This window comes from Paenibacillus sp. YN15 (assembly GCF_003285005.1).
GTDB lineage: Bacteria > Bacillota > Bacilli > Paenibacillales > NBRC-103111 > Paenibacillus_AR.
The window spans coordinates 243,948-264,892 of sequence record NZ_QMFA01000003.1; the positions used below are offsets into that span (position 1 = coordinate 243,948).

The 20,945-nt window shown below is 58.0% G+C and carries 15 protein-coding genes; 7 read left to right on the forward strand and 8 right to left on the reverse strand.

Features of this window, described 5'->3' with window-relative positions; genetic code table 11:
- Positions 1–120: 120 nt before the first annotated feature.
- Both DQG13_RS04290 and DQG13_RS04295 read right to left on the reverse strand, forming a co-directional pair.
- Positions 121–4,257, reverse strand: a complete 4,137-nt coding sequence (locus tag DQG13_RS04290; protein ID WP_113018507.1) for a glycoside hydrolase family 2 protein — start codon at positions 4,255–4,257, stop codon at positions 121–123.
- A gap of 5 nt (positions 4,258–4,262) precedes the next feature.
- Positions 4,263–4,913, reverse strand: a complete 651-nt coding sequence (locus tag DQG13_RS04295) for a hypothetical protein (protein WP_146767099.1) — start codon at positions 4,911–4,913, stop codon at positions 4,263–4,265.
- 105 nt (positions 4,914–5,018) lie between these two features.
- Between DQG13_RS04295 and DQG13_RS04305 the strand changes: the two genes are divergently transcribed.
- Positions 5,019–5,891: an AraC family transcriptional regulator gene (locus DQG13_RS04305; RefSeq protein WP_113018510.1), complete on the forward strand. Its 873-nt coding sequence runs from the start codon at positions 5,019–5,021 to the stop codon at positions 5,889–5,891.
- A gap of 127 nt (positions 5,892–6,018) precedes the next feature.
- Here the strand turns inward: DQG13_RS04305 and DQG13_RS04310 are convergent, their stop codons facing one another.
- Positions 6,019–6,483 carry a MarR family winged helix-turn-helix transcriptional regulator gene (locus DQG13_RS04310; RefSeq protein ID WP_258525450.1) on the reverse strand — a complete coding sequence of 155 codons (465 nt, stop codon included), beginning with the start codon at positions 6,481–6,483 and terminating at the stop codon, positions 6,019–6,021.
- A gap of 841 nt (positions 6,484–7,324) precedes the next feature.
- On the opposite strand from DQG13_RS04310, the gene DQG13_RS04315 reads away from it, so the two are divergent.
- The 3 genes from DQG13_RS04315 to DQG13_RS04325 all read left to right on the forward strand — a co-directional run bounded on the left by DQG13_RS04315 (position 7,325) and on the right by DQG13_RS04325 (position 10,107).
- Complete coding sequence (locus tag DQG13_RS04315; RefSeq protein WP_113018511.1) at positions 7,325–7,759, forward strand: MarR family winged helix-turn-helix transcriptional regulator; 435 nt, start codon at positions 7,325–7,327, stop codon at positions 7,757–7,759.
- A 65-nt stretch (positions 7,760–7,824) separates the two neighbouring features.
- Complete coding sequence (locus DQG13_RS04320; protein WP_113018512.1) at positions 7,825–9,444, forward strand: MDR family MFS transporter; 1,620 nt, start codon at positions 7,825–7,827, stop codon at positions 9,442–9,444.
- A gap of 162 nt (positions 9,445–9,606) precedes the next feature.
- The gene (locus tag DQG13_RS04325) at positions 9,607–10,107 is read left to right on the forward strand and encodes a CBS domain-containing protein (RefSeq protein WP_113018513.1); all 501 of its coding nucleotides are present in this window, start codon (positions 9,607–9,609) and stop codon (positions 10,105–10,107) included.
- Between the two features lie 115 nt (positions 10,108–10,222).
- Here the strand turns inward: DQG13_RS04325 and DQG13_RS04330 are convergent, their stop codons facing one another.
- Positions 10,223–11,149: an AEC family transporter gene (locus DQG13_RS04330; protein WP_113018514.1), complete on the reverse strand. Its 927-nt coding sequence runs from the start codon at positions 11,147–11,149 to the stop codon at positions 10,223–10,225.
- Positions 11,150–11,492: 343 nt separating this feature from the next.
- On the opposite strand from DQG13_RS04330, the gene DQG13_RS04335 reads away from it, so the two are divergent.
- Together DQG13_RS04335 and argS are read left to right on the forward strand one after the other, a co-directional pair.
- Positions 11,493–12,485, forward strand: a complete 993-nt coding sequence (locus DQG13_RS04335) for a rhamnogalacturonan acetylesterase (RefSeq protein WP_146767100.1) — start codon at positions 11,493–11,495, stop codon at positions 12,483–12,485.
- Positions 12,486–13,302: 817 nt separating this feature from the next.
- Positions 13,303–15,021, forward strand: coding sequence for an arginine--tRNA ligase (gene argS, locus DQG13_RS04340; protein WP_113018581.1), 1,719 nt, complete (start codon positions 13,303–13,305; stop codon positions 15,019–15,021).
- 445 nt (positions 15,022–15,466) lie between these two features.
- Here the strand turns inward: argS and DQG13_RS04345 are convergent, their stop codons facing one another.
- Entirely contained in the window at positions 15,467–16,387 is a 921-nt protein-coding gene (locus DQG13_RS04345) for a GNAT family N-acetyltransferase (protein ID WP_181592570.1), read from the reverse strand.
- 196 nt (positions 16,388–16,583) lie between these two features.
- On the opposite strand from DQG13_RS04345, the gene DQG13_RS04350 reads away from it, so the two are divergent.
- Positions 16,584–16,793 (forward strand): YqzE family protein, encoded by a 210-nt coding sequence (locus DQG13_RS04350; RefSeq protein WP_113018517.1) that lies wholly within the window; start codon positions 16,584–16,586, stop codon positions 16,791–16,793.
- 103 nt (positions 16,794–16,896) lie between these two features.
- Here the strand turns inward: DQG13_RS04350 and DQG13_RS04355 are convergent, their stop codons facing one another.
- The 3 genes from DQG13_RS04355 to DQG13_RS04365 all read right to left on the reverse strand — a co-directional run bounded on the left by DQG13_RS04355 (position 16,897) and on the right by DQG13_RS04365 (position 20,814).
- A complete protein-coding gene (locus DQG13_RS04355; RefSeq protein WP_113018518.1) occupies positions 16,897–17,853 on the reverse strand; it encodes a hypothetical protein in 957 nt (318 codons plus the stop codon).
- A 128-nt stretch (positions 17,854–17,981) separates the two neighbouring features.
- Complete coding sequence (locus DQG13_RS04360) at positions 17,982–18,998, reverse strand: YqhG family protein (protein WP_113018519.1); 1,017 nt, start codon at positions 18,996–18,998, stop codon at positions 17,982–17,984.
- Positions 18,999–19,005: 7 nt separating this feature from the next.
- Positions 19,006–20,814: a DEAD/DEAH box helicase gene (locus DQG13_RS04365; protein ID WP_113018520.1), complete on the reverse strand. Its 1,809-nt coding sequence runs from the start codon at positions 20,812–20,814 to the stop codon at positions 19,006–19,008.
- Positions 20,815–20,945 lie beyond the last annotated feature (131 nt).

Here is a 20,945-nt window from a genome sequence, read left to right on the forward strand (position 1 = left end):
AGATTTAAAGTGGCTGGTTGTGTTGGGGTCACCATCCGATTAGTATGGCGGTCTTTTTTGTTCCCGCCGGAAACTCCCGGCCTGTTTGCCGCTCCAATCGGATGGCTGCCCAAAGCAGCCTTATTTCGGCTCCATCTCGTCCATGGTCATGCGGTATTGCAGGTCCTTCATATAGCTGCCGTCCTCGTTCAGGAATACCAGGCCCAGCCGGACATCCTCACTGCCGGACTGCACAATGGCAATCAGGCGGTTGACACCCTGCTGCAGGGTGATCCGGTTCTGCGGCTCCGGCTCCAGCTTGCCGTTTAGGTATATTTCGCAGGGAGCATCGGTGTTCACCCGCAGCTTTCCGGTGCGCCCGGCTCCGTCAGCCTCCGGCACATGCACAAAGCAGCTCAGGAACCAGGGAGTTCCGCCCGGAGAATCCAGTAAAACAGTGCCGTCTGCGGAGCTGCGCTCCTTCTTTTTCATCCAGCCGTACAGGCCTTCGCCCAGATTGTTCAGCGAAAATTCCGGATCGGTATAATAGCTCTTCATGGCTGCAAAATCCACATAGGCCGGGCAGGGGAGCGCCATCAGGCTTTCCACGGCCCATTCCCCGTCTCCCTTGACGGATTCCAGCAGGCCGTCACCGAAAGCTGCTCCCAGGTTGGCCAACAGCCGGGTGTAGAGCCGGATGCTCTTGGCGCTGGCGGCGTCTGTGAGCAGTTGGGAGAACACCAGCTGTCCTTCTCCTGCGGGAAGCCCCGCCAGGAACACGCCGGAGCTGCGGGCCTTGTCCCGGTTGAATTCCACCAGCGCCAGGCGGCTGTATTCGGCTGCGTATTGCCCGACGAAGAAATCCTTCCAGGCGGTGCCTTCTATACTGCGGCACAGAGCGGCGGCGCCGGAAATGTCCAGGCTGTGCAGAGCCAGAGGCCGGTTCACCACATTCCGCGGGGACAGGTGAACCTTATCGAAGCCGAACAGATCCACCGGGCTCATGCCCGAAACCTCCCGGTACTGATAAGCCGCCTCCAGGTGATAGGTCTCATGGGCCGCCGCAAGGACAGCTCTGTCCGCCAGCCGTGCAAGGCCGGGGGCATCCTCCGGCAGCGCGGGCAGCACCAGCACGGTTCCGCCGCCTTGGGCAAACCGCCGCAGGGCATCGGCGTTGGCGCTTGCACCGGCATCCGCGCTCACATCCGCCCACGCACCAGCATCCCCGTTGGCGCTTCCATCCCCATCCGCCTGCCCCTTCAAAAGAGCCGCCTCCACGATGACGAGGCTTCCCGCAGGCAATGCCGCCAGCTCCTCGCGCCGGGCCAGAAGCCGGTGCTCCAGCCGGATGGCCTCCAGGAAGTCCGCCGCCTCGCCGCCCGGCTTCACCCAAGCCGCAGACACCGGCAGGGCCTTGGCCTGCGCTGAAATCACGGTGCGGCCTCCCGCCTTCACCACAGTTACAGCGGGCGCTTCCGTCTCCTCCGTCTCCGCCGCTTCCCCCGCATAAGCCAGCAGATTCCGCAGCAGCAGACACGCTTGGGGCACACGTCCGATATGGGGCATAATCTCCATCTGATTGGCCACAAATAAGCCGTTTCCGCTCTTGTATTCCAGGAGCGGAGTCCACAGATCGCCGCCATCCCCGAAATCCCCGGAGCTGCATTCCAGAATCATGGTGAAGTCGCCGTGCAGGGGCTTCTCAAAGGCCGCCCGGACCACCGGCTCCGGCCCGTCCTCATGGAGCGCCTCATGCCAGAACATAAAGTCGCCGCTGCCCAAGCCCGACAGCACCGGATGCTTCCAATCGGCGCCGTGGGCCCGCAGGAAGCTTTGCCTGCTCAGGGCCAGCTTGCCCAGGGACAGACTTATCTGCTCCAAGAGAAGCACACGCCCGCCTTTTGCCACATGCCGCTTCAGCACCGCTTCCAATCCGCCGTCCCTGTCCTCCAGCCTGCTTCCGGCGATGATCAGGGTCTCCGGCGGAAGCCCGGCAAGCTCCTCCAGCCCGGCCTTGCGGCAGCTCGGCACCAAAGGCAGCAACCCTGCGTAATCCTCCGCGCTGCCCACAAAAACGGCAGGCCGCGCCACACCGGCAGGAGAAGTCTTCAACCCGGCCGGATAAATCCGGTAGGGCAATACCAGCTCGTGCACCCGCTGCCCATCATGCCGCAACACCGCCGTCAGCACAGCCTCCTCAACAGCATCAACGCAGGCAGGCGACCATTCGAAGGAAACCACCCGGTGGTCCGCCGGCTCCTGCACAAAGCGGAAGGTCTCTTCGAATACCGTCCGTCCGCTCTGGAGGATGCTGCACGCTACCTCCACGTCCCGCGCTGCCAGCGTATCGTTAAATACATCAAGGCTGCGCCGCACAGGCAGATCGTCGAAGAAGCTGGTGTTGTACTCCGCTGCCAGAATGGTGGCCGGCTTAAAGGATGCCGCCATAATATCGAAGGACGGGTTGGTCCGGTACGCCGGATATTCAGGGGGCAAAAGCCCGTTGTTCAGCGACAGGGAATAGCGCGGAATCACCTTGGGTTTGGGTCCCGGCGTGTCCAGACGCTCCGGCGCCGGCAAGGGAATGTCGCGCTCCGGCATGGCCCGCATGAAATAGTGGGCGAAGTTAAAGGTAGAGATGCCGGAAACCCCGTGACGGCGGGCGTATTCCACAAACAGCCGCTCCTTCTCCGCCAGTCCCTTGGCCGCCTCGTCCGTATGCCGGTAAGCGTCGAAGCCCACATACATGCTGCTGTTCTGCGGGCAGATATACCACCAGCCGCCGTGCTCGCCGAACACCAGCGGCACCGTCCGGTCCCATTGGCTGATAATGCCGTCAATGTTGTAATGGCGGGTTTCCACCTCTGTCAGCTCCTTGGGCAGCAGGCGGTTGTCCCCCTCCACAATAATGGGGCGGGTAGCGTCCAGTCGGCGGATAATGTCCATAAATTCGGGGATAAAGGTTTTGAAAATATCCCGCCCGTCCACCCAGCGCATCTCGTTCTCCACGCTCCACATCATAATGGAGGGGTGGTTTTTGTCCCGCCGCACCAGCCGTTCCACATGGCGGCGGCAGTTCTCGATATACTCGGGATGGTCGGCCTGCATGGTTTTGCCGGAGCCGTAGATGGCAGTTTCGTCCACGATCAGCATGCCCATCTCATCGGCAATGTCCAGGTAATAAACGGGGTACGGTTCCGCATGAAGACGGACGCAGTTGACGCCCGCTTCCTTGCACATGCTGTACCAGGTGCGCACATACCCCTCCGTCTGCTGGTTGGCTCCCTGGAAGTGCCAGGAATCCCCCCGCAGGTTCACCGGAATGCCGTTCAGGATAAAATGACGGCCCTCGGTCCATACCTCCCGGAAGCCAAAACGCACCTCCTGCCGGTCCAGCACCTGCCCGTCCGCCAGCAGCTCCAGCTCCAGCATGTACAGGAACGGCCGGTCCGGGCTCCACAGCACCGGGTCCGCCCAATCCAGCGCGAAGCGGATCAAGCCTCCTGTGCTATTGCTATTGGCTGCGGCTTCTGCCGTCAGCACAGCCGTTCCCGCAGCGTTGTCCCACGGCTTCACTGTTAAGCTCAGAACCGGGGCGGTTCCCGTTGGCCCGGCTGTCAACGCCGCACCTGACAACGGCAGCGTCACCAAAGCGTCCACCTCCAGCCGCTTCTCCCGGACAGAGGTGCGCACAACAACATCCTCAATGGCCTGTGCGGGCTGGCTCTCCAGGAACACATCCTGCCAGATGCCCCGGGCAATATAGCCGAACCAGGAGCCGGTAAGTCCGGTGACCTTTTCCAGACCGGAGGGAATCTTCACCTTGGGAAAGCTGCTGCATACCACATGCAGCCGGTGCTCGCCGCCGGGCTTCACCTTGCCCGTAACCTCCACACGGAGGGGCAGATAGCCGTCCTGCCAGAAGGCGATTTGCTCCCGGTCCAGATAAACGGCAGCCTGCTGCATGATTCCGTCCAGCCGCAGGAAAATCCGCTGCCCTTCCATTTCGGCGGGAACCGTGAACGTACGGTGCAGCACACCTGCCGCCGCCGCTTCCCATTCCCTGGGATAGCCGAACAGATCATAAGGACGGTATTCATGCTCGGGAATATCGCCCATTTTTTTACCGGGAACATTCTCATAAGCGCTTCTCCAACTGGAGGGCACCTGCACCTTGCGCAGCTCAAAGGCCAATTGGTAGGGCAGCTCCAGGCTGTTGGGAGTGGAGTAGAGAGGCATAAAATCCCATTCTCCGTTTAGGCAGACGGTTGTCCGCATGTTCGTCACCTTCCTTGTTCAATCTCCGCATGGAGAACCAGCGGGATGTCCAGCCAGGGGCGGGAGTCCGGCCACTTGACGAAGTGGGGGTCCATGAGGGCTCCCCAGTCGGCCGGGGTATTGGCGGTGGAGAGCTTGCCGCGGTAGGGGGCTTTTTCCACCAGTCCGGGCTTTTCCGAATAAAAGAACATCAGGTCCTCATGCAGGGAGATGATGCCGTATTTGCAGCCGTCCCCCGGTTTTTCCTCCTGATACTGATAGTGATAAAAGATATAGCTGGAGATCATATCCGGCTGGAGCCGGGCCAGTCTGCCGTAGGGGGCGCCGTTGCCCTGCGGGGTCCGCCAGGGAGTTTCCTCCGTCGGGGCCTGATAATGGAAGATATCCGCCATTGGAGCCCAATAGCGGTCCCCCGTGCCGCCTGGCCAAACCCGCAGAATCTCCTCGGCATTGGAGAATAGCACATGAGGACCCGCAGCCGGAGATTCACCAGGGCATTCGTAATACACAAACAGCTGGCTCTCCCACTGAAAAAGACTGAGTCGGCTGACGCCGTTTTCCGCCATTCGTTCCTGAAGGGCAGGATTATTTGGCTCCAAAAAAGTCTGTATATCTGTATCCGCATTCATTTCAGCCCTGAATTGACAGCGCTTCACTGCATCCACCTCCGTTTAAGCAAGCTTTATTCCTTCTCTTTTATGGTAAGCCAAGCGGAGGGGTTGCGCCTTGACGATTGGGCCTTTGTTTAGCATAATAATGACATGACGAAGAAAATTTTTTACAGGGATATGGATCTGGACCCGGGGTTTATTTTCCGCATCCAAAAATGCCCGTTAACCCATGACTACTTTGTCCATAGCCATGATTTTTCCGAGCTGGTGGTGATTCTGGAGGGCAGCGCTGTCCATATTATTGAAGGAAGGGAGTATCCCGTGTCCGCGGGGCAGGTATTCCTGATTCACGAGGATGTGGCCCACGGCTACCGCGATGTGAACAATATTCAGTACATTAACGTCATGTTTCACCGGGATCAGCTGCTGCAGCTGTCGGAGCTGAAATGTCTGTCGGGCTTCCAGGCGCTGTTTTATATTGAGCCATTTTACCGCAAGGAGATGAACTTCAAGGGGATGCTGTCCCTGGGGCCGGAGCAGCTGGCGAAGGTGTCGGGGATGCTGGATGCCATTTTGGAGGAGGAAGAACGGAAGGAGGAGGGGTATCGGCTGATGATCCGGACCTGCTTTTCGGCTCTAATGGCTACCTTGTCCCGGTATTATTCCGCCAACAGCGGCGGGGAGGAGAACAAGGCGCTGCGGATCGGCGAGGCGGTGACGTTTATTGAGGAGCATTTCCTGGAGCCGATTACCCTGGATCAGCTGGCGGAGGCGGCCTACCTGTCCAAACGCCAATTCTGCCGCGTGTTCGCCCGCAATTACCAGACCACGCCCATCGACTATATCATCCGCCGCAGGCTGGATTATTCCTGCACGCTGCTGCGGGACGACGGGGTCACGATTCAGCAGGCGGCCATGGAAAGCGGCTTTTCCGACCAGAATTACTATGCCCGCCAGTTCAAAAAGGTGTTCCGCTGCACTCCCACCGAGTACCGGGAGCGGCAGAAGCTGCTGCACTCCTAAGGGACTGAGAAAACCAATAACACAATTTCTCCCGACAATACAGGCTCAAGCACGCAATGCAAGCTCAAGTGCGCAATACAAGCTCCGGTGAACATGGGACCGCTCTCTTTTTACGAAAAAAGGTGCCTCAGCCATCATGCTGGGACACCTTTTCCATTTGCTCCGCTTCCACCACGCTGTGGTTGAATTTCCTCAGAAGCTGTCCAAACTGCTTCATCTCGCCTTCCTCCCAGTTATCCAGCACATGGCCCAGACGGGCAATTCGGTTAGCCTTGTCGTCCGCCAGCAGCTGCTCCCCCAATCCGGTAATGCTCAGAATGAAAGCGCGCCCGTCCAATTCGTCGGGAACCCGGCGGACGTAGCCCTTTTGCTCCAGGGAAGAAACCTGGCGGCTGACGGTGGAGATATCCAGATGGAAGGTTTGGGACAAGGTTTTGACGCTGCAGGCCCCGCCCAGGGAAATCTGGGTCAGGAGCAAATAAGCGGCCCGGTCGAGGCTGCCCACCTTTTGGGCGGTGACCATGGATGTGAGGCGGCGGATCAGCAAAGCCAGCTCCAGCTCTACTTCCTCCAGGGACTGATGGTTCATCATAAAGGACCTCCGTTGGATTGCTTATGTAAAGATTAACATAGGCGCGGGGGTTTGAAAACTCGAGGGATGGCGGAGGGCGGCTGGTGGAGACAATTGGGGGCTGGGGGAGAGCTTTGGGAGCAAACCAGGGAATGGGGAAGAGTCCTGATGGGGGCAAACTAGACCACGTGAAAAAGCTCTAATTGAGGCAATAGGCTGCGGGGGAGTGGGGGGATGTAAGCTTTAGATTTTTAGCGGAAAGGGATTTCCGCTAAGCTTGGTAGGGCTTGGCTTCCGTGAGGATAACGGAAGGAGATTTCCGTTATCCGGGCTGGCAGACCGGGATAACGGGGTGGGGCCGGTAATAGCGGAAGAACGCTACCGCTATTGTTGTCTGTTTTGGACCGCGCGGCGTGATAGCGGAAACGGGCTTCCGTTATGATGTGATCCCTGGCCCGTATGCCCATTGGGATCGGGTAGCGGACTGGAAGCAGGTGAATAACGGAAAGCCATTTTCCGCTATTTGAGCTGCGCAGTTCAATTGAAGCAGATAACGGAAGCCTACTTTCCGCTAATCGCTTACTGGTTGGAGCCTGCCCGGGGAAAAGGAGGCAATAGCGGAAAGATGCTTTCCGTTATTGCCAAGTTTGCCCGCGGCGGCGGGAAATAGCGGAAGTTTTGCCTTCCGCTATCTCCGTCTCCGCCGCTTCCCAAGGGACCGCGCCTAGCTCCGTCCCGCCCGCAATCGCCCCCAGTTCCGTCCAACCAAGTGTACGGGCACTCGCCAAATAGACTTGACGGGATTATTGAAACTGTATAATATTTAAATTGTTTAAATAAATAACAGGGAGACACAGAACTAATGGCACAGGATTCCGAAGACCTTATTGAGCGGTTTCACACGGCGAATCTGCGTTTCCGCCGCGGCTTCGAATGCCGGCTCCTGCAGCGGATGGGCCCCTCCATCACGGCGCCGCAGATGTATGTGCTCTTCTATGTCAAGCGGAAGGGAAAATGCAAGCTGAGCGACATAGCCGATAAGGTTGAGGTAAAGCCCAGCGCCGTTACGGTGATGATTGACCGGATGGAACGTGCCGGGTATGTCGTCCGCCGTGATGATCCCGCAGACCGCAGATCCATACTGGTGGAACTGACCGCTTCCGGAGAGGAAATGCTGGAGCAGGCGGTTTCCCACCGGAATGACATTATCCGCGACTATTTTTCCCGGCTGGAGCCTGAAGAGAGAAGAGCCCTTACGGAGCTGCTGGAAAAAATGGCCCCCCAAGAAAAAGAATAGGAGAGGGCTTGCCGGTTTTGCCGACGGACGAAAAGAAAGACCATATTAAAGGAGAAGAGAGACGAATGGAAGAACTTTCACACAAGCGGAAATTATCCATCATGATTGCCATTATTGGCGCCATGTTTTTTTCCGCAATTAACCAAACCATTGTCAGCACCGCCATGCCCCGGATTATCGCCATTCTGGGCGGCATGGACTATTACACCTGGGTCATCACCATCTACATGCTGACCTCCACCATCGCCACAGTGCTGGTCGGCAAGCTGTCGGATATTTACGGGCGCAAGCCGTTTATCCTGGCCGGTATTGTCTTCTTTATGATCGGCGCCTTCCTGAGCGGATTTTCCAAGGATATTTTTCAATTGATTACCTACCGCGGCATTCAGGGCATCGGCGCCGGCATTATTATGTCCTCCGCCTTTACGGCCGTGGGCGATCTGTTTTCCCCCCGGGAAAGAGGCAAGTGGACCGGGGTGATGATGGCGGTATTCGGCTTCTCCAGCGTGCTCGGTCCTACACTGGGCGGCTGGCTGGTAGACAATATGCCGTGGAAATGGCTGTTCTGGATCTTCCTGCCCTTGGGCGTTGTCGCCTTCATTATGATTCTGGCTTTGTTCCCGAAGGTCCCCCGCAAGGAATCGGAGAAAATCGACTATCTGGGTTCGATTTTCCTGACCCTGACCATTGTGCCGCTGCTGTTGGGCTTCTCCTGGGCAGGCACCAAATATGCATGGGGGTCCACGCAGACCATCGGGCTTTTTGCCGCCGCGGCGGTGTTCCTGCTGATCTTCATCCTGGTGGAAACCCGGGCCCAAAGTCCGGTATTGCCCTTGTCGCTGTTCCGCAATGATATCGTCACCCTGTCCAATGTCATCGGCTTTATTATGAATGCAGGCATGATGGGCGCGCTGATTTATCTGCCGTTCTTCGTACAAGGTGTGGAGGGCATCTCGCCCACTTATTCCGGCTATGTGACCATGCCCATGTCCCTGGCTATGGTATTCGTCAGCGCCATGACCGGGCGGATGATTACCAAAACCGGCAAATATAAGCGCTATGCTCTCATCGGCTTCCCTATCATGGTGGCAGGTATGCTGATCATGGCCTACATGGATTCCGTATGGATGGCGGTTATCGCCATGATCGTGTTCGGCGCAGGCCTGGGCCTGGGCATGCCGGTCTTCTCCCTGACGGTGCAGAATGCCGTTAAGCCCAACGAATTGGGCGTAGCCACCGCTTCCTCGCAGCTGTTCCGGAACATGGGCGGCACCATTGGCGTAGCCGTAATGGGCACCATCATGACCACTTCGCTGAAACACAACATGCAAAGCGGAGCCTCTGCGGACGGAGGAGCGGGCGCGGCCAATCTGGCCAATTTGGACCCCAAGCTGGCAACCGCCCTCAAGGATTTCCAAGGTCCCCAGGCATTGCTGGACCAGCCGAAGCTGAAGGAGCTGATGGCATCCCTGCCTGCAGACCTCCAGCCTATCGTCCAGCATATGATTGATGCTCTGAAGGACGCGCTCAGCTCTGCGCTGACCACCGTTTTCCTGTCGGGCACCCTGCTGTTGGCCTTGGCCCTGGTCCTGACCTTCTTCATTCGCGAGATTCCGCTGCGGACCTCCAACAAGATGCCGGAGGCGGAGCAGGTGATCCAGAAGGAGCCGGTTTCCGTTCACTGATCCATGCAAGGATTTGACAGCCTGGAAGGCTTATTTCCAGGCTGTTTTTTCTCCTTTTCGGCGGCTGGGCATGCCCTTAATCGTTCCATTAGATGTCCGTTGACAGTCCGGAATTTAGTTGTATAATACAATTATAAGATTGCATTCGTGGAGGAATGGGAAATGAAGGCCCATGAAATTATGGTCAACCCCGCTTACAAGGTGAAGGAAACGGATACTGTCCGGGCGGTGATCGAGAAGTTCATCAAGTACCGCATCAGCGGCCTTCCTATAGTGAATGAGCGCAATGAAATTGTCGCCTATATCAGCGACGGGGATATTCTTCGGTATGTGGGGCGCCAGGAGGATCAGGTGGTGGTAGGCTCCCTGTTCTTCAGCCTGGTGTTCAAAGGGGATCAGGATGAGTACGAGGACCGGATCAGGAAGGTTCTTGGCTTGAACGTGATGCTTATTGCCAAGAAGAAGGTGTACAAGGTCTCCTGGGATGCCGAGGTGGAGGATATTGCATCACTGTTGGGCAAACGCCAGATCAAGAAGGTTCCTGTGGAGAAAAACGGCGTTCTGGTAGGCATTATCAGCCGCGGGGATGTGATCCGCCACTCCTTCCAAAGCACGTTGGCGGAGGAGGAGCAGACACCGGCCGCGAACCGGCAGCTTCCGTAGCCGGCCGCCCCTTTAGCTCTTTCGTTTGATCCCTGCACGCAATGGCGCAGCAGGGTTTTTTGGTGTTTCTTGGGAGATCGGCCTCCGCGACGCCTCCCGGCGATTCTTCGGAAGCTTAACCCGGAGTCAGAGCCAATAAGATAGGCAGCACCAAAAAGGAAGCCAAGGTGGTCCATAGAATACACTTGGACACAATCTGCGGAGCGGCGCCGTATTTCTCCGCCAGCACTGTAGCGTTAACCGCGGCAGGCATGGAGGCGAGAATGAGCAGCACGGAAAAAAGCGTTCCTTCTACCCGCAGTATCCACAAGCCCGCGAAGGCGATAACGGGAGACAGCAGGAGCCGGACAGCCATGCCTGCGATAAAGGTTTTGTTGGCATGGGGCTCCAGCTTTACGCCGGCTACCCGCACCATTTGTGCGCCAAGAATAGCCAATACTACAGGAGAATAGGCTCCGGCTACCATGGTAATCCCTTTGTCCACGCCCTCCGGCAGGTGCAGGCCTGTGATGCGGAGCAGAATGGCCATCGCCGCGGCATAGATGGCAGGCAGACGGAAAATCGACAGAAGGGCATTGCGGAAGGAAAAGTGGGAACGGGCGGCAAAAAATATCCCGACTGTATTGACGATCACCATCTGGGCGATGACATAAACGGAGGCATGGTCAAGCCCGGCCTGGCCGAAGGCCAGCAGCACCAGAGGCAGGCCGTAATTGACGCTGTTGGTGAAGGTGGACATCAGGGTTAAGCCGGCTGTTTCGGGTTGGGGCAGCTTCATCATACGGCCCAGCAGCTGGGCGCAGCCCCACAGCAGAAGCAGGTTCAGCAGGCAAAAGCCCAAGGTCTGGTAAATATCGCCTGTGCTGATGGCGGCCTTGGACAGGGTATCGAAAATAATTGCAGGGCTAAGGAAGTACAGATACAGGGTCAGCAGGGGCTTCACATCCAGTTGGGTAAACCGGCGCAGCAGAGCTCCGGCGACAACGGGGATGGAAATGGGAACGATCACTTGAAGCATGGTGCTGAACACGGCGGTGAACACGGCAAAGGACTCCTCTCTCTCATTCTTGCGTTCTTTTCAAGATAACAAAAGAACGTCCTTTCGTCCAAGACCCATAACCTATAATGTCTATAGACGCACATCCGCTGCTTCCAAGAGAAGACGCGAATTTGCCATGGACATCTGCCCTGTAACGGGATATTCTTATATCGGAAGGTTTTGAACACATTTGTTCATCTCCGTTTGTTCATTGATTATAGGCGAAAGGGTGTTGGGTTTGCGTCCGAATTTTCGTTTTGCGTTTGATCGGAAGAATCGGGGAGCGGGTTGGATTGAGCTGAAGGAGAATGAGAGTTTCAGTTGGAAAACAGGGTACGGCTTTTTCATGCCGCCGGCTTTTTCACGTTATGAGGAGCTGATGGATTCCTGGCCGGGGGATTATTTTGTGCCCATGCGGCCGTCCTTTCTGGTGAATGTTCCGAAGGGGAACTATGTGGTTGCCGTTTCCTTCACCGGCGTGGAGGGGGCTGCTGCGCTGACTGTTAAAGAAGGGCGCGGACGGATTGTCCTTGACCATGCGCCCGTCCGGGCGGGAGAGAGTGTCCGCGGGGAATTCGCCATGCATGTTTGCGACGGGCAGCTGAAGCTGGCCTGGGTCGGGGAGGGGGTCCGGGTGGATGCCGTCGAGATCACCCATGCGCCAATGCTGCCCACACTGTTCCTGGCGGGGGATTCCACTGTGACGGATCAGCCTTCGGCAGGGTATCCCTATACCGGATGGGGCCAGGCCATCGGCAAGTTCCTGAACGCGGGGATCGCGGTGGACAACCACGCCCGTTCCGGCCGCAGCTCCAAAAGCTTCATTGCGGAGGACCGTCTGAACCGGGTGTGGAAGCTGATCAAGCCGGGGGATGTGCTGGTGGTGCAGTTCGGCCACAATGACGAAAAGGACGATGAGCGCGGCACCGAGGCTTTTTCCACCTATAAGGAGCATTTGACCCGCTATATTGAGGGAGCCCGGGAGCGCGGGGCGGTGCCTGTGCTGGTGTCCGCCATGCAGCGGCGCTTCTTCGAGGAGGATGGCACCGTGAAGGATACCCATGGGGATTACATCCCGGCCATGGAGGAGCTGGCCCGGGAGCTGGAGGTGCCGTACATCAATCTGGCGGCCAAAAGCAGGGCGCTGCTGGAGCGGATGGGAGACGAACCCTCCAAGGCTCTGTTCATGTGGACGGCGCCGGGGGAATATGCCGGTTTGCCGGAGGGCACCACGGACAACACCCACTTTTCGGAGCAGGGCGCTTTGGCTATCGCCGCCTTGGTGGCCGAAGGCATCCGGGAGCAGGATATCCCCGTGCTGTCCGCCTGCTTGCGGTAAGGCAGCGCCTGCCGGCAAGTGTGCGGATCACCGCGGGATCGCGGAGTGCCGGTATTTGCCATGGAAACCGGCTTGCTGTATAATGTAGTTTCGGATGAGGGTCCGGAATTTGTCTAGGGCGTGTCTGATAACTCCGAGGGAAGCAGCTAATGCTCAAATTTTCGTTCCAGGCAAGGCACTTTCGTGAAGGCGTACCGGGGGTACGTCAAGCGGAAGTAACGAAGCATGGGGCGAAAAGGCGGTGAAAGCTGCCCTCAAGCGGGTTTTCAGACACGTCCTAAAGACCGGTTATTATCAGAGCACCCCGCCAGGGGTGTTCTGTTGCTATGTTTCCGTTTGAAAAGGCAGCAATTTGCTGCTTTTGTGTGAGCCGAAGGGATGCTGCGGACGGTGTAACGGAACTATTTGACGCTTACGGTGCGAAAACGGCAGTTTTGGCGTGCTAGCGGAACTGAGAGACGCTAACTAGGGCTTGGCAGGCCCTGGCAGGCTCCCAAAGGCTAGTTTTCTCGTTTTAAGAGTCTCCCAGTTCCGTTATTTTGGATAATGAGCCCAATTTACCGTTTAAGAGTCGCTGAGTTCCGTTAGCGCTCCCGCATCAGCCGACAACCCGCGGGTGGAGCGGCATCTGCCGTATAAGGCGGTATTCCGCATAAAGCGGCACCTGTCGCATAAGCCAGCCATCCCATATCAGCCAGCCAGCAACCCCCGGGTATGAACCGGCATTCGCCCCCAAGTTATAGTTTCGGGTACCCTGCAGCGCCGAGTGGACGCTGTGAAGGGCTGCCTTTGTATATATGAGAGGAAGGGTACTATGATCAATTACAAAGACGAACTGGCCAAACAGATTGCCGAAGGATTCGAGGGAGTGGAGGCAGCCGCCCTGCGGGAGCTGATCGAATATCCGCCCAACCCGGAGCTGGGGGACTTTTCCCTGCCCTGCTTCAAGCTGTCCAAGGCTCTCCGCAAATCTCCCCAGGCCATTGCCGACGAGATCAAATCCAAGCTGGGAACGGACGGCCTGTTCAGCCGGGTGGAATCCGTTTCGGGATACGTAAATGTGTTCCTGGACAAGCAGGGTTTTGCCGCTAATCTGCTGTCGACCATCCTGACCGAGCGGGAGCGCTACGGCTCCTCCGATTTGGGAGCGGGCAAAACCGTTGTCTTCGACTTTTCCTCGCCCAATATCGCCAAGCCGTTTCACGTGGGGCATCTGCGTTCGACCATGATCGGCAACGCCCTGTATCGCATTCATCAATTCCTGGGGTATACCTGCGTGGGCGTCAACCATCTGGGAGACTGGGGAACCCAATTCGGCAAGCTGATTGTGGCCTACAAAAACTGGGGCGATGAAGCGGCTGTGGAGGAGGGCGGCATTCTGGAGCTGCTGCGCCTGTATGTGCAGTTCCATGACGAAGCGGACAAGAATCCCGAGCTGGAGGAGGTAGCCCGTTCCTGGTTCGTGCGTCTGGAGCAGGGGGACGAGGAGGCCAACCGGCTGTGGCGCTGGTTCGTGGACATCAGCCTGAAGGAATTCAACAAAATTTATGACCTGCTGGGCATCAAATTCGATTCCTTCGCCGGCGAAAGCTTCTACAACGACAAGATGGACAAGCCCGTTCAGGAACTGAAGGACAAGGGGCTGCTGGAGGAGGACGACGGGGCTCTCCTGGTGCGTCTGGACCAGTTCAACATGCCTCCGGCGCTGATGATCAAGAAGGATGGAGCCACCCTGTACCACACCCGTGACGTAGCCGCGGCCATCTACCGGAAGAATACCTACAATTTTCATAAAAGCGTCTATGTTACCGGCGCGGCGCAAAATCTCCACTTCCAGCAGCTGTTCAAAATTGTCGAGCTGATGGGCTACGAGTGGGCCAAGGATATGGTTCACGTGCCCTTTGGCCAGGTGAGCCTGGAAGGGGCCAAGCTGTCCACGCGGAAGGGCAATGTGGTGATGCTGGATGAGCTTTTGACCCGTTCGATAGACCGGGTGCGGGAGATTATCGAGGCGAAGAACCCGGATATGCCCAACAAGGAAGAGGTGGCCCGCCAGGTAGGCGTCGGCGCCATTGTGTTCAATGACCTGTCCACCAACCGGATCAAGGACGTGGTTTTCTCCTGGGAGGATGCCCTGAACTTTGAAGGCGAGTCCGGCCCGTATGTGCAATACACCCATGCCCGGGCGTGCAGCGTGCTGCGCAAATCCAACGGCGGCAGCTCCAGCATTGAGTTTGCCGGGGCAGCGGAGGTGGATGCAAGCCAACTGCTGAATGCGGAAGCCCAAGCAGCGCTGAAGGAGCTGTACATTTTCGGCGAGCAGGTGCAGCAGGCCATGTGGAAGCTGGAGCCGTCTATCGTCAGCCGCTATTTGGTGGATCTGGCCCAGGCGTTCAACCGCTTCTACCACGAATGCCCGATTCTGGTGGAGGATCAGGCGGTGCGCAATGCCCGTCTGGCGCTGGTCAAGTCCGTGCAGATCACCCTGCGCAACGGCCTGGCCCTGATCGGCCTGGAATCGCCGGAGATGATCTGATGGTTTGGCTTCTGTAGCGGGCCAGGCATGGGGAGCATAAGAAATGCCAAAGGACAGCCTTCGGGCTGTCCTTTGCTGTACTTTCTGCGGCGTGGGCCAACGAGCCGGACCCAGGTTCCGTTATTTTGCGAAAAACGGATGTTTTCGGAGCTGAGCGGACAGAGAATCCGTTAAGTGGCGGAAAACAGCCGGTTTGGCGGTATCCACGGACAAATAGAGGATCGTCGGTCCGCGAAATTTACAAAAAGGCGCAAATACGGGAAATAACGGATCGTCGGTCCGCTTGGAGGGACGGTGGGACATCTGTTCTGCCGCACCTCTCTTCGGGGCCAGCGGGACACGGTTCTGCCGTATCTTCTTTTCGGGGGCCGACTAAACTGGACTCCTGCCGCATCTTCTCTTCTGGACCGCAGAACGCTTCCGTTTGGGGATTGGAGTATATGAGTCACGTCCGGGCCGACAGCGGGATCACGTATCCCGGGGGCATCCGGGCGCACTCCTCTCTGACAAAAAAGAACTCCTCCTCATCCTCGCGCCACCTGATCTCCTCCGACGCCAAGTCGGCAAAATCGGGGGTGAAGTGGAACTCCACCGGCCAGCGGCCGTTATTCGCCGCCTCTTCTCCCGGACGCGCCGCGGCTAAACACTCCGCAATATCCCGCATCAGCAAGGGGCGGGGGCTGACCGCATCCATCAGCTGGATTTTCTCCCCGGACCATTCATAAACAAGCAGCAGCTCTCGGTCTTCCGCATAATAGAGGGCATGGGGGAAAATATTCAGGCAGTACCACAGGAAGATGGAGGCGGAACCGGGTGCGGAGCATTTTCCCGACAAGGGAGCCCGCTCCCGGGCCAACCGGACGATGAGCGCCCAATCCTCCGCCCGGTTCACATCCAGCTTGCGGAGCCGCGGCGCGACCGCTTGTCCGCCAATCTCCACATCCGCTTCAATCCGGTAGAATGGACGCCGCCGGAAACCTAGCTTAGGGTACAAGTCCGCCACCGATGCGTTGGCGAACAGAAATGTAAAGCCACCTTCCTGCTCTCCATGGGAAGCCAGCGCCTCTCCCATCAGCGTGCTGAACAGCCCTTGCCCCCGGTAACCCGGGTGCGTCATCACTGTGCCCACCTGCAAGGCGGGCAGCGTGCTGCCGTCCAGCAGCATGGTCATGGCCGTAACGGAGACATTGGCCACAATCTCCTCTCCGTCCGCGAAGGAGTAGCAGGCGTAGCTGTCGTCCCAGGCTCCTTTTTGGTACCACCCTTCAAAATCAATGCCAAAGGTCTTCTGCGCCAGCCGATTAAAGCTGAGCCGCAGGCTGTGGTTGTCCCGGTAACGGGATACCAGCCGCAGGCGGTTTCTCATGGGTGCGCCGCCTCCCTTTCTCACTCCAATGCCTCCAGTGTAAACGGGCTTCAAAGCGGAAGCTATGCCAAAAACAGCTGAAACCAAAGATTCCGCCGCCGCGGCCATCCAGGCCCAAAAAAGTTTAGAGAGGGGAGAAGCTGGGGAAACTGAGGACAAGAGGCGATATCACACCAAGATGACAAGGAGTTTGGCTATGGCAAAAAGCGATGATCTGGTGAAGTACATTACCCAGCAGGTGGTCACATATATCGATACACCTACGGATGTCCGCAGGCGGCACCGTCAGGAGCGCCGCATCCTCCGGCACAGCACTCCCTGGACAGTCCGGTGGTTCGGATTGCTGCCTTTGTCCATCAAGGTCTGGAAGGAACAGCGGCGAAAAAAACAGCCCACTCCCGAATAAAACGGGACGGACTGGGAACCGAAAAGCTGCGAGAGGCAATGCCGGTTGTTGGCGGCGGCGCTTCCGCAGCTTTTCTATATAGGAATAGGAGGAGAACCAATCGTTATGGAGTGAAGAAGCTGCCCAGCTTAACGGCTTCGGCGTAAGGGACAAACCGGGAGCCTTCATGCTCCAACCGGATAAACGGACCGGCGCGGCTCCACTCATGGTAGCCTGTAACCGCCAGGGGATACAGGGCTTTGCCGCCGAACCATTTGCCCAGATAGGTAACGGGTGTCTCCTCCGCCGCCACAGGGCCGGTCCTCCAGGAAGCAAAGTCCACAGCAGGCTGGGGGTTGCCCTTGATCCATACCGGCTTCAGCAGTGGGTCAAAAGCTCTCTTGATCAAAACCCCCGACAATGTTCCAGGCTGGGCGGCCGGGCTTTCCGCAGAAGGCGGAGCGGAATCTCCGGTGGGCTGCTCGGTGACCCAGGAATCGAGAACGGGAAGCTCCTCGCCGGTTTTGGCGTCCAGATACAGCGGCTCTTCCGCTGCAACCTCCACCCGCCACACACCTTGCAGAGGCGCTGCATAGAGACGGGTAACTGTATAAGAAGGAATGGATTCGGAAATAAGTCCCCGCTGCGCCAAGGTGCGGTGCAGCGTATTCATGCTGAACAGGGGGTAATCCCCTTGCCCGTATTCCTGCAGCCGGTAGCCGTCTCCGTCTGCGGTAAGCACCAGATATCCCACCTCCCGGGAGTCTGCCTGGAGCAGCACCACCCAGCTATGGGTGCCGGGGCCCAGGGGATAGACGGTCCAGGTGGCGGCGGCCCAGCCCTCAAAGCCGGGTTCGTCCGACAGCGTGTCCAGCCAGGAGCGGATCACGGCCGTCATGCCGGCTTCCTCCCCCTCGGGAGCTTGCCGGGAGCTGTCCCCAGGTGCGTAACCTGCTGCCATGATCTGCACGTCCTGCGGAGGGGCTTGTCCCGCCAGGACTTCTCCGGTGGAATCCGCCAATGCGGAAGAAGCCAAGGACCAAACTGCCAGCAGACTGCCCAGAAGGACAGTCAAGGCCATTCTTTTTTTCCAATGTGCCAAAGTTTTGCACCAACCTTCAAATGGGAGCGTTATATTCAGCTTAGCGGAACGGCGGCAAAAAGGCTGTTTGTTTTTGTGGACAGGGGCTTTGTTTTTTTTAAGAACATTTAGCGACTGGGGTCAATTGGTGTCCGGATTCCTTCATACAGATGAAAGAAACCGCAGTTCGTGACGGACACTGCAATCCGGGGGCGGTATTGCCAGTCGATTTCCTGCTCCCGGGCTTTGTACTGCTCCTCCACCTCCGTTTTTTGGGAGGGTTCCACAGTTCGCAGGAGCTCCCCGTAATAGCTGTCGATCCGGTTCCATTCCTCCTTCAGCCGCCTCCAGGCCTCCACAGACCAGGTTTGGTCGTAGGCTCCGATCTTTGCCGTGAGGAAGTTCTCCAGCTCGGCAACTGCCCGGTCCAGGGACAGGGAGGCGGGCTGAAGATGGATGGTGGGCGGAATCTGCGGGGTCAGCGGACGTTTTTTGACCCGGTCATAAAAGCCCTCCACAATCTGTCCGGTGGCCATGTTGATGCCCAGGGAATGCAGCTCGTCCCGCTTCATGTCGCAGATCAGCTCCACCTTGTAATTGACGCAGAGCCAGGTGGAGAAGCCCAGGGAGGCATACGGGTTCAGCACGCCAGGGGACGGGCTCTCGAACAGGCGGACAAACCGCCCCCGGGCCTTGACCACCCCGAACAGCTGCTCCATCCGGCGGCTGCCGAAGGCCATCACATCGCTGGGGATGCGGCCGTAGCCGGAGGAGAGAACGGTGGTGGTGCCGAAGTAGCGCCCCAGAATGCTGTCGCCGGTTGCCGCCGGCGTTCCGGGAGCCGCAGGGGCCCCGTCGGGTGTGTTTCCTGCGGCTGGCTGCTGAGTTGCAGGCGGCGGAGCAGGGCGGGGAGGAGCGGCTTTGGCCCCGTAGCTCTCGGGATCATAGATAAAGGTGAACCGCATGGGCTCCGGCGGCGCTCCCGTCCGCTCCACAAACCCCCAATAGTAGGAGCGGTTCATCAGATCCTTGTCCGCCTCCGGGGACAGCTGCACGGTGATCCAGCCGTCATTCTTCTCCGTCACTTGGCTGCCGGTGGCATCCAGATAACGCTGCACGAAGCTTTCGATCATCTCCCGGTTCATGCTTGCTTCACCTCCATGAGATGGTGTTGGTCTGGGCGGTGTCTTGCGAGGCGGGGATAAAGGCGGCCAGCACTCCGGGTCCGGCCTGTTGCTCCTCCTCTTCCACCTCCTGCCGGACAGTGCGGAATTCCGCGCCCAGCTCATCCATTCTGCGGCGCAGCTCCGTCTCATTGCGGGATTCCAGGGACATGCGCAGCAGCAGGCTTTCCAGACTGGCGGATTTCTTCTCAATCCGCTCCAGAATGGCGTCCAGTCCGCCGATGACCATCTCGAACATATTGATTTTTTCATGCAGGAGCGACAGGATATGCTCCTCGATTGTGCCCTTGGTGGACATATTGTGGATCATCACATCCTCGGTCTGGCCCAGGCGGTGGACCCGACCGATCCGCTGTTCCACCCGCATGGGATTCCACGGCAGGTCGAAGTTGATCATGTGGTGGCAAAATTGCAGGTTGATCCCCTCGCCCCCCGCCTCTGTGGCTACCAGCACTCTGGCCCGGGTGCGGAAGAGGTCCATCATCCAGTCTTTTTTGCCCCGGTTCATACCGCCGCGGTAGGGCACCGCGGAAATGCCCCGCTCCTTCAGATAATGGAGGAGATATTCCTGGGAGGCCCGGTATTCGGTGAAAATAATCACCTTGTCGTTAATCTCCTCAATCAGCTCCAAGGCTTTTTCCGCCTTGGTGTTGGCCTTGATGCCGCGGATCAGTTGGACCAGCTCGCCGATGCGGCCGCGTACGGGAGAGTCCTCGGGCATTTTTTTGAACATATTGAACAGGGTCAGGAAAACCGCATCCCGGCTGGAGCAGACCTCCCGCTGGAGGGTAACCAGAGACAGAATCCCGGACAGATCCCCCTGGGATTCCTCATACCGCTTCCGCACGAAATCGGTGACCCCGTTGTACAGCTCCATTTCCTCCGCGGAAAGCTCCAGGGTGACATTGCGCACCTTGCGCTTGGTGTAAGTAACACCGCCATCGCTGCGCCGGTTGCGGATCATGATCTTGGACAGCTCGTCCTGGAGGCCGCGCTCGTTTTTGGGCGTGCGTTTGCTCAGAATGAAGGAGGATTGGAACTGGCCCTGCCCCCCCAGCTGTCCCGGCTTCAGTACATTGATGAGATTGTACAGCTCCTTCAGATCATTCTGGACAGGCGTGGCTGTGAGCAAAAGGCAATATTTTTTCCGCAGCTCGCTGACAAACTGGTAGTTGCTGGTTTTTTTGTTCTTCAGCTTGTGGGCTTCGTCAATGATCAGCATGTCATAGTCCATGTTCAGGACGATCTCCCGGTGGGGGTCCCGCTTGGCCGTATCCATGGAGGCCACGATAATGTCGCATTGCTCCCACATATATTCCTTTTTCTGGGCGGCGGCGGGGATGCCGAATTTGGAGTTCAGCTCCCGGACCCATTGCAGGACGAGAGAGGCGGGGACCAGGATCAGCGCTTTTTTGACCAGGCCGCGGACGATATACTCCTTTAAGATCAGCCCGGCTTCAATGGTTTTCCCCAACCCCACCTCATCGGCCAAAATAGCCCGTCCCCGCATCTCCAGCAGCACCCGCCGCGCCGTCTCCAATTGGTGGGCCATGGGCTCCACCTGGTTCAGATGCTTCAGGCACAGCAGCTCGTCGAAGCTGCTTACCAGCCGGGATGCTTCCGCTTCGTAGGCCAGCTGGAACAGGGTCCAATCGTCCCAAGGACCGTTTTTTTCGTCCCGCTGCCGCATCTCGGCGAGCCAACTGCGGTCGATATGCATGTCCAGAATGCTGCTTAAGGCCCGCACCGATTCTTCCGGGGACGTTGGTTCGCTCATACCGCACACCTCCTTCGTAAGCATACATAAGGCAGTATTGTATAGTATGAACCAAATGCTGCGCTTTCATAACGCGGATTATTCGGCGGATCGCGGACTTGGGCCGGAAGCTCTTGGGAATGCGGTAAAAA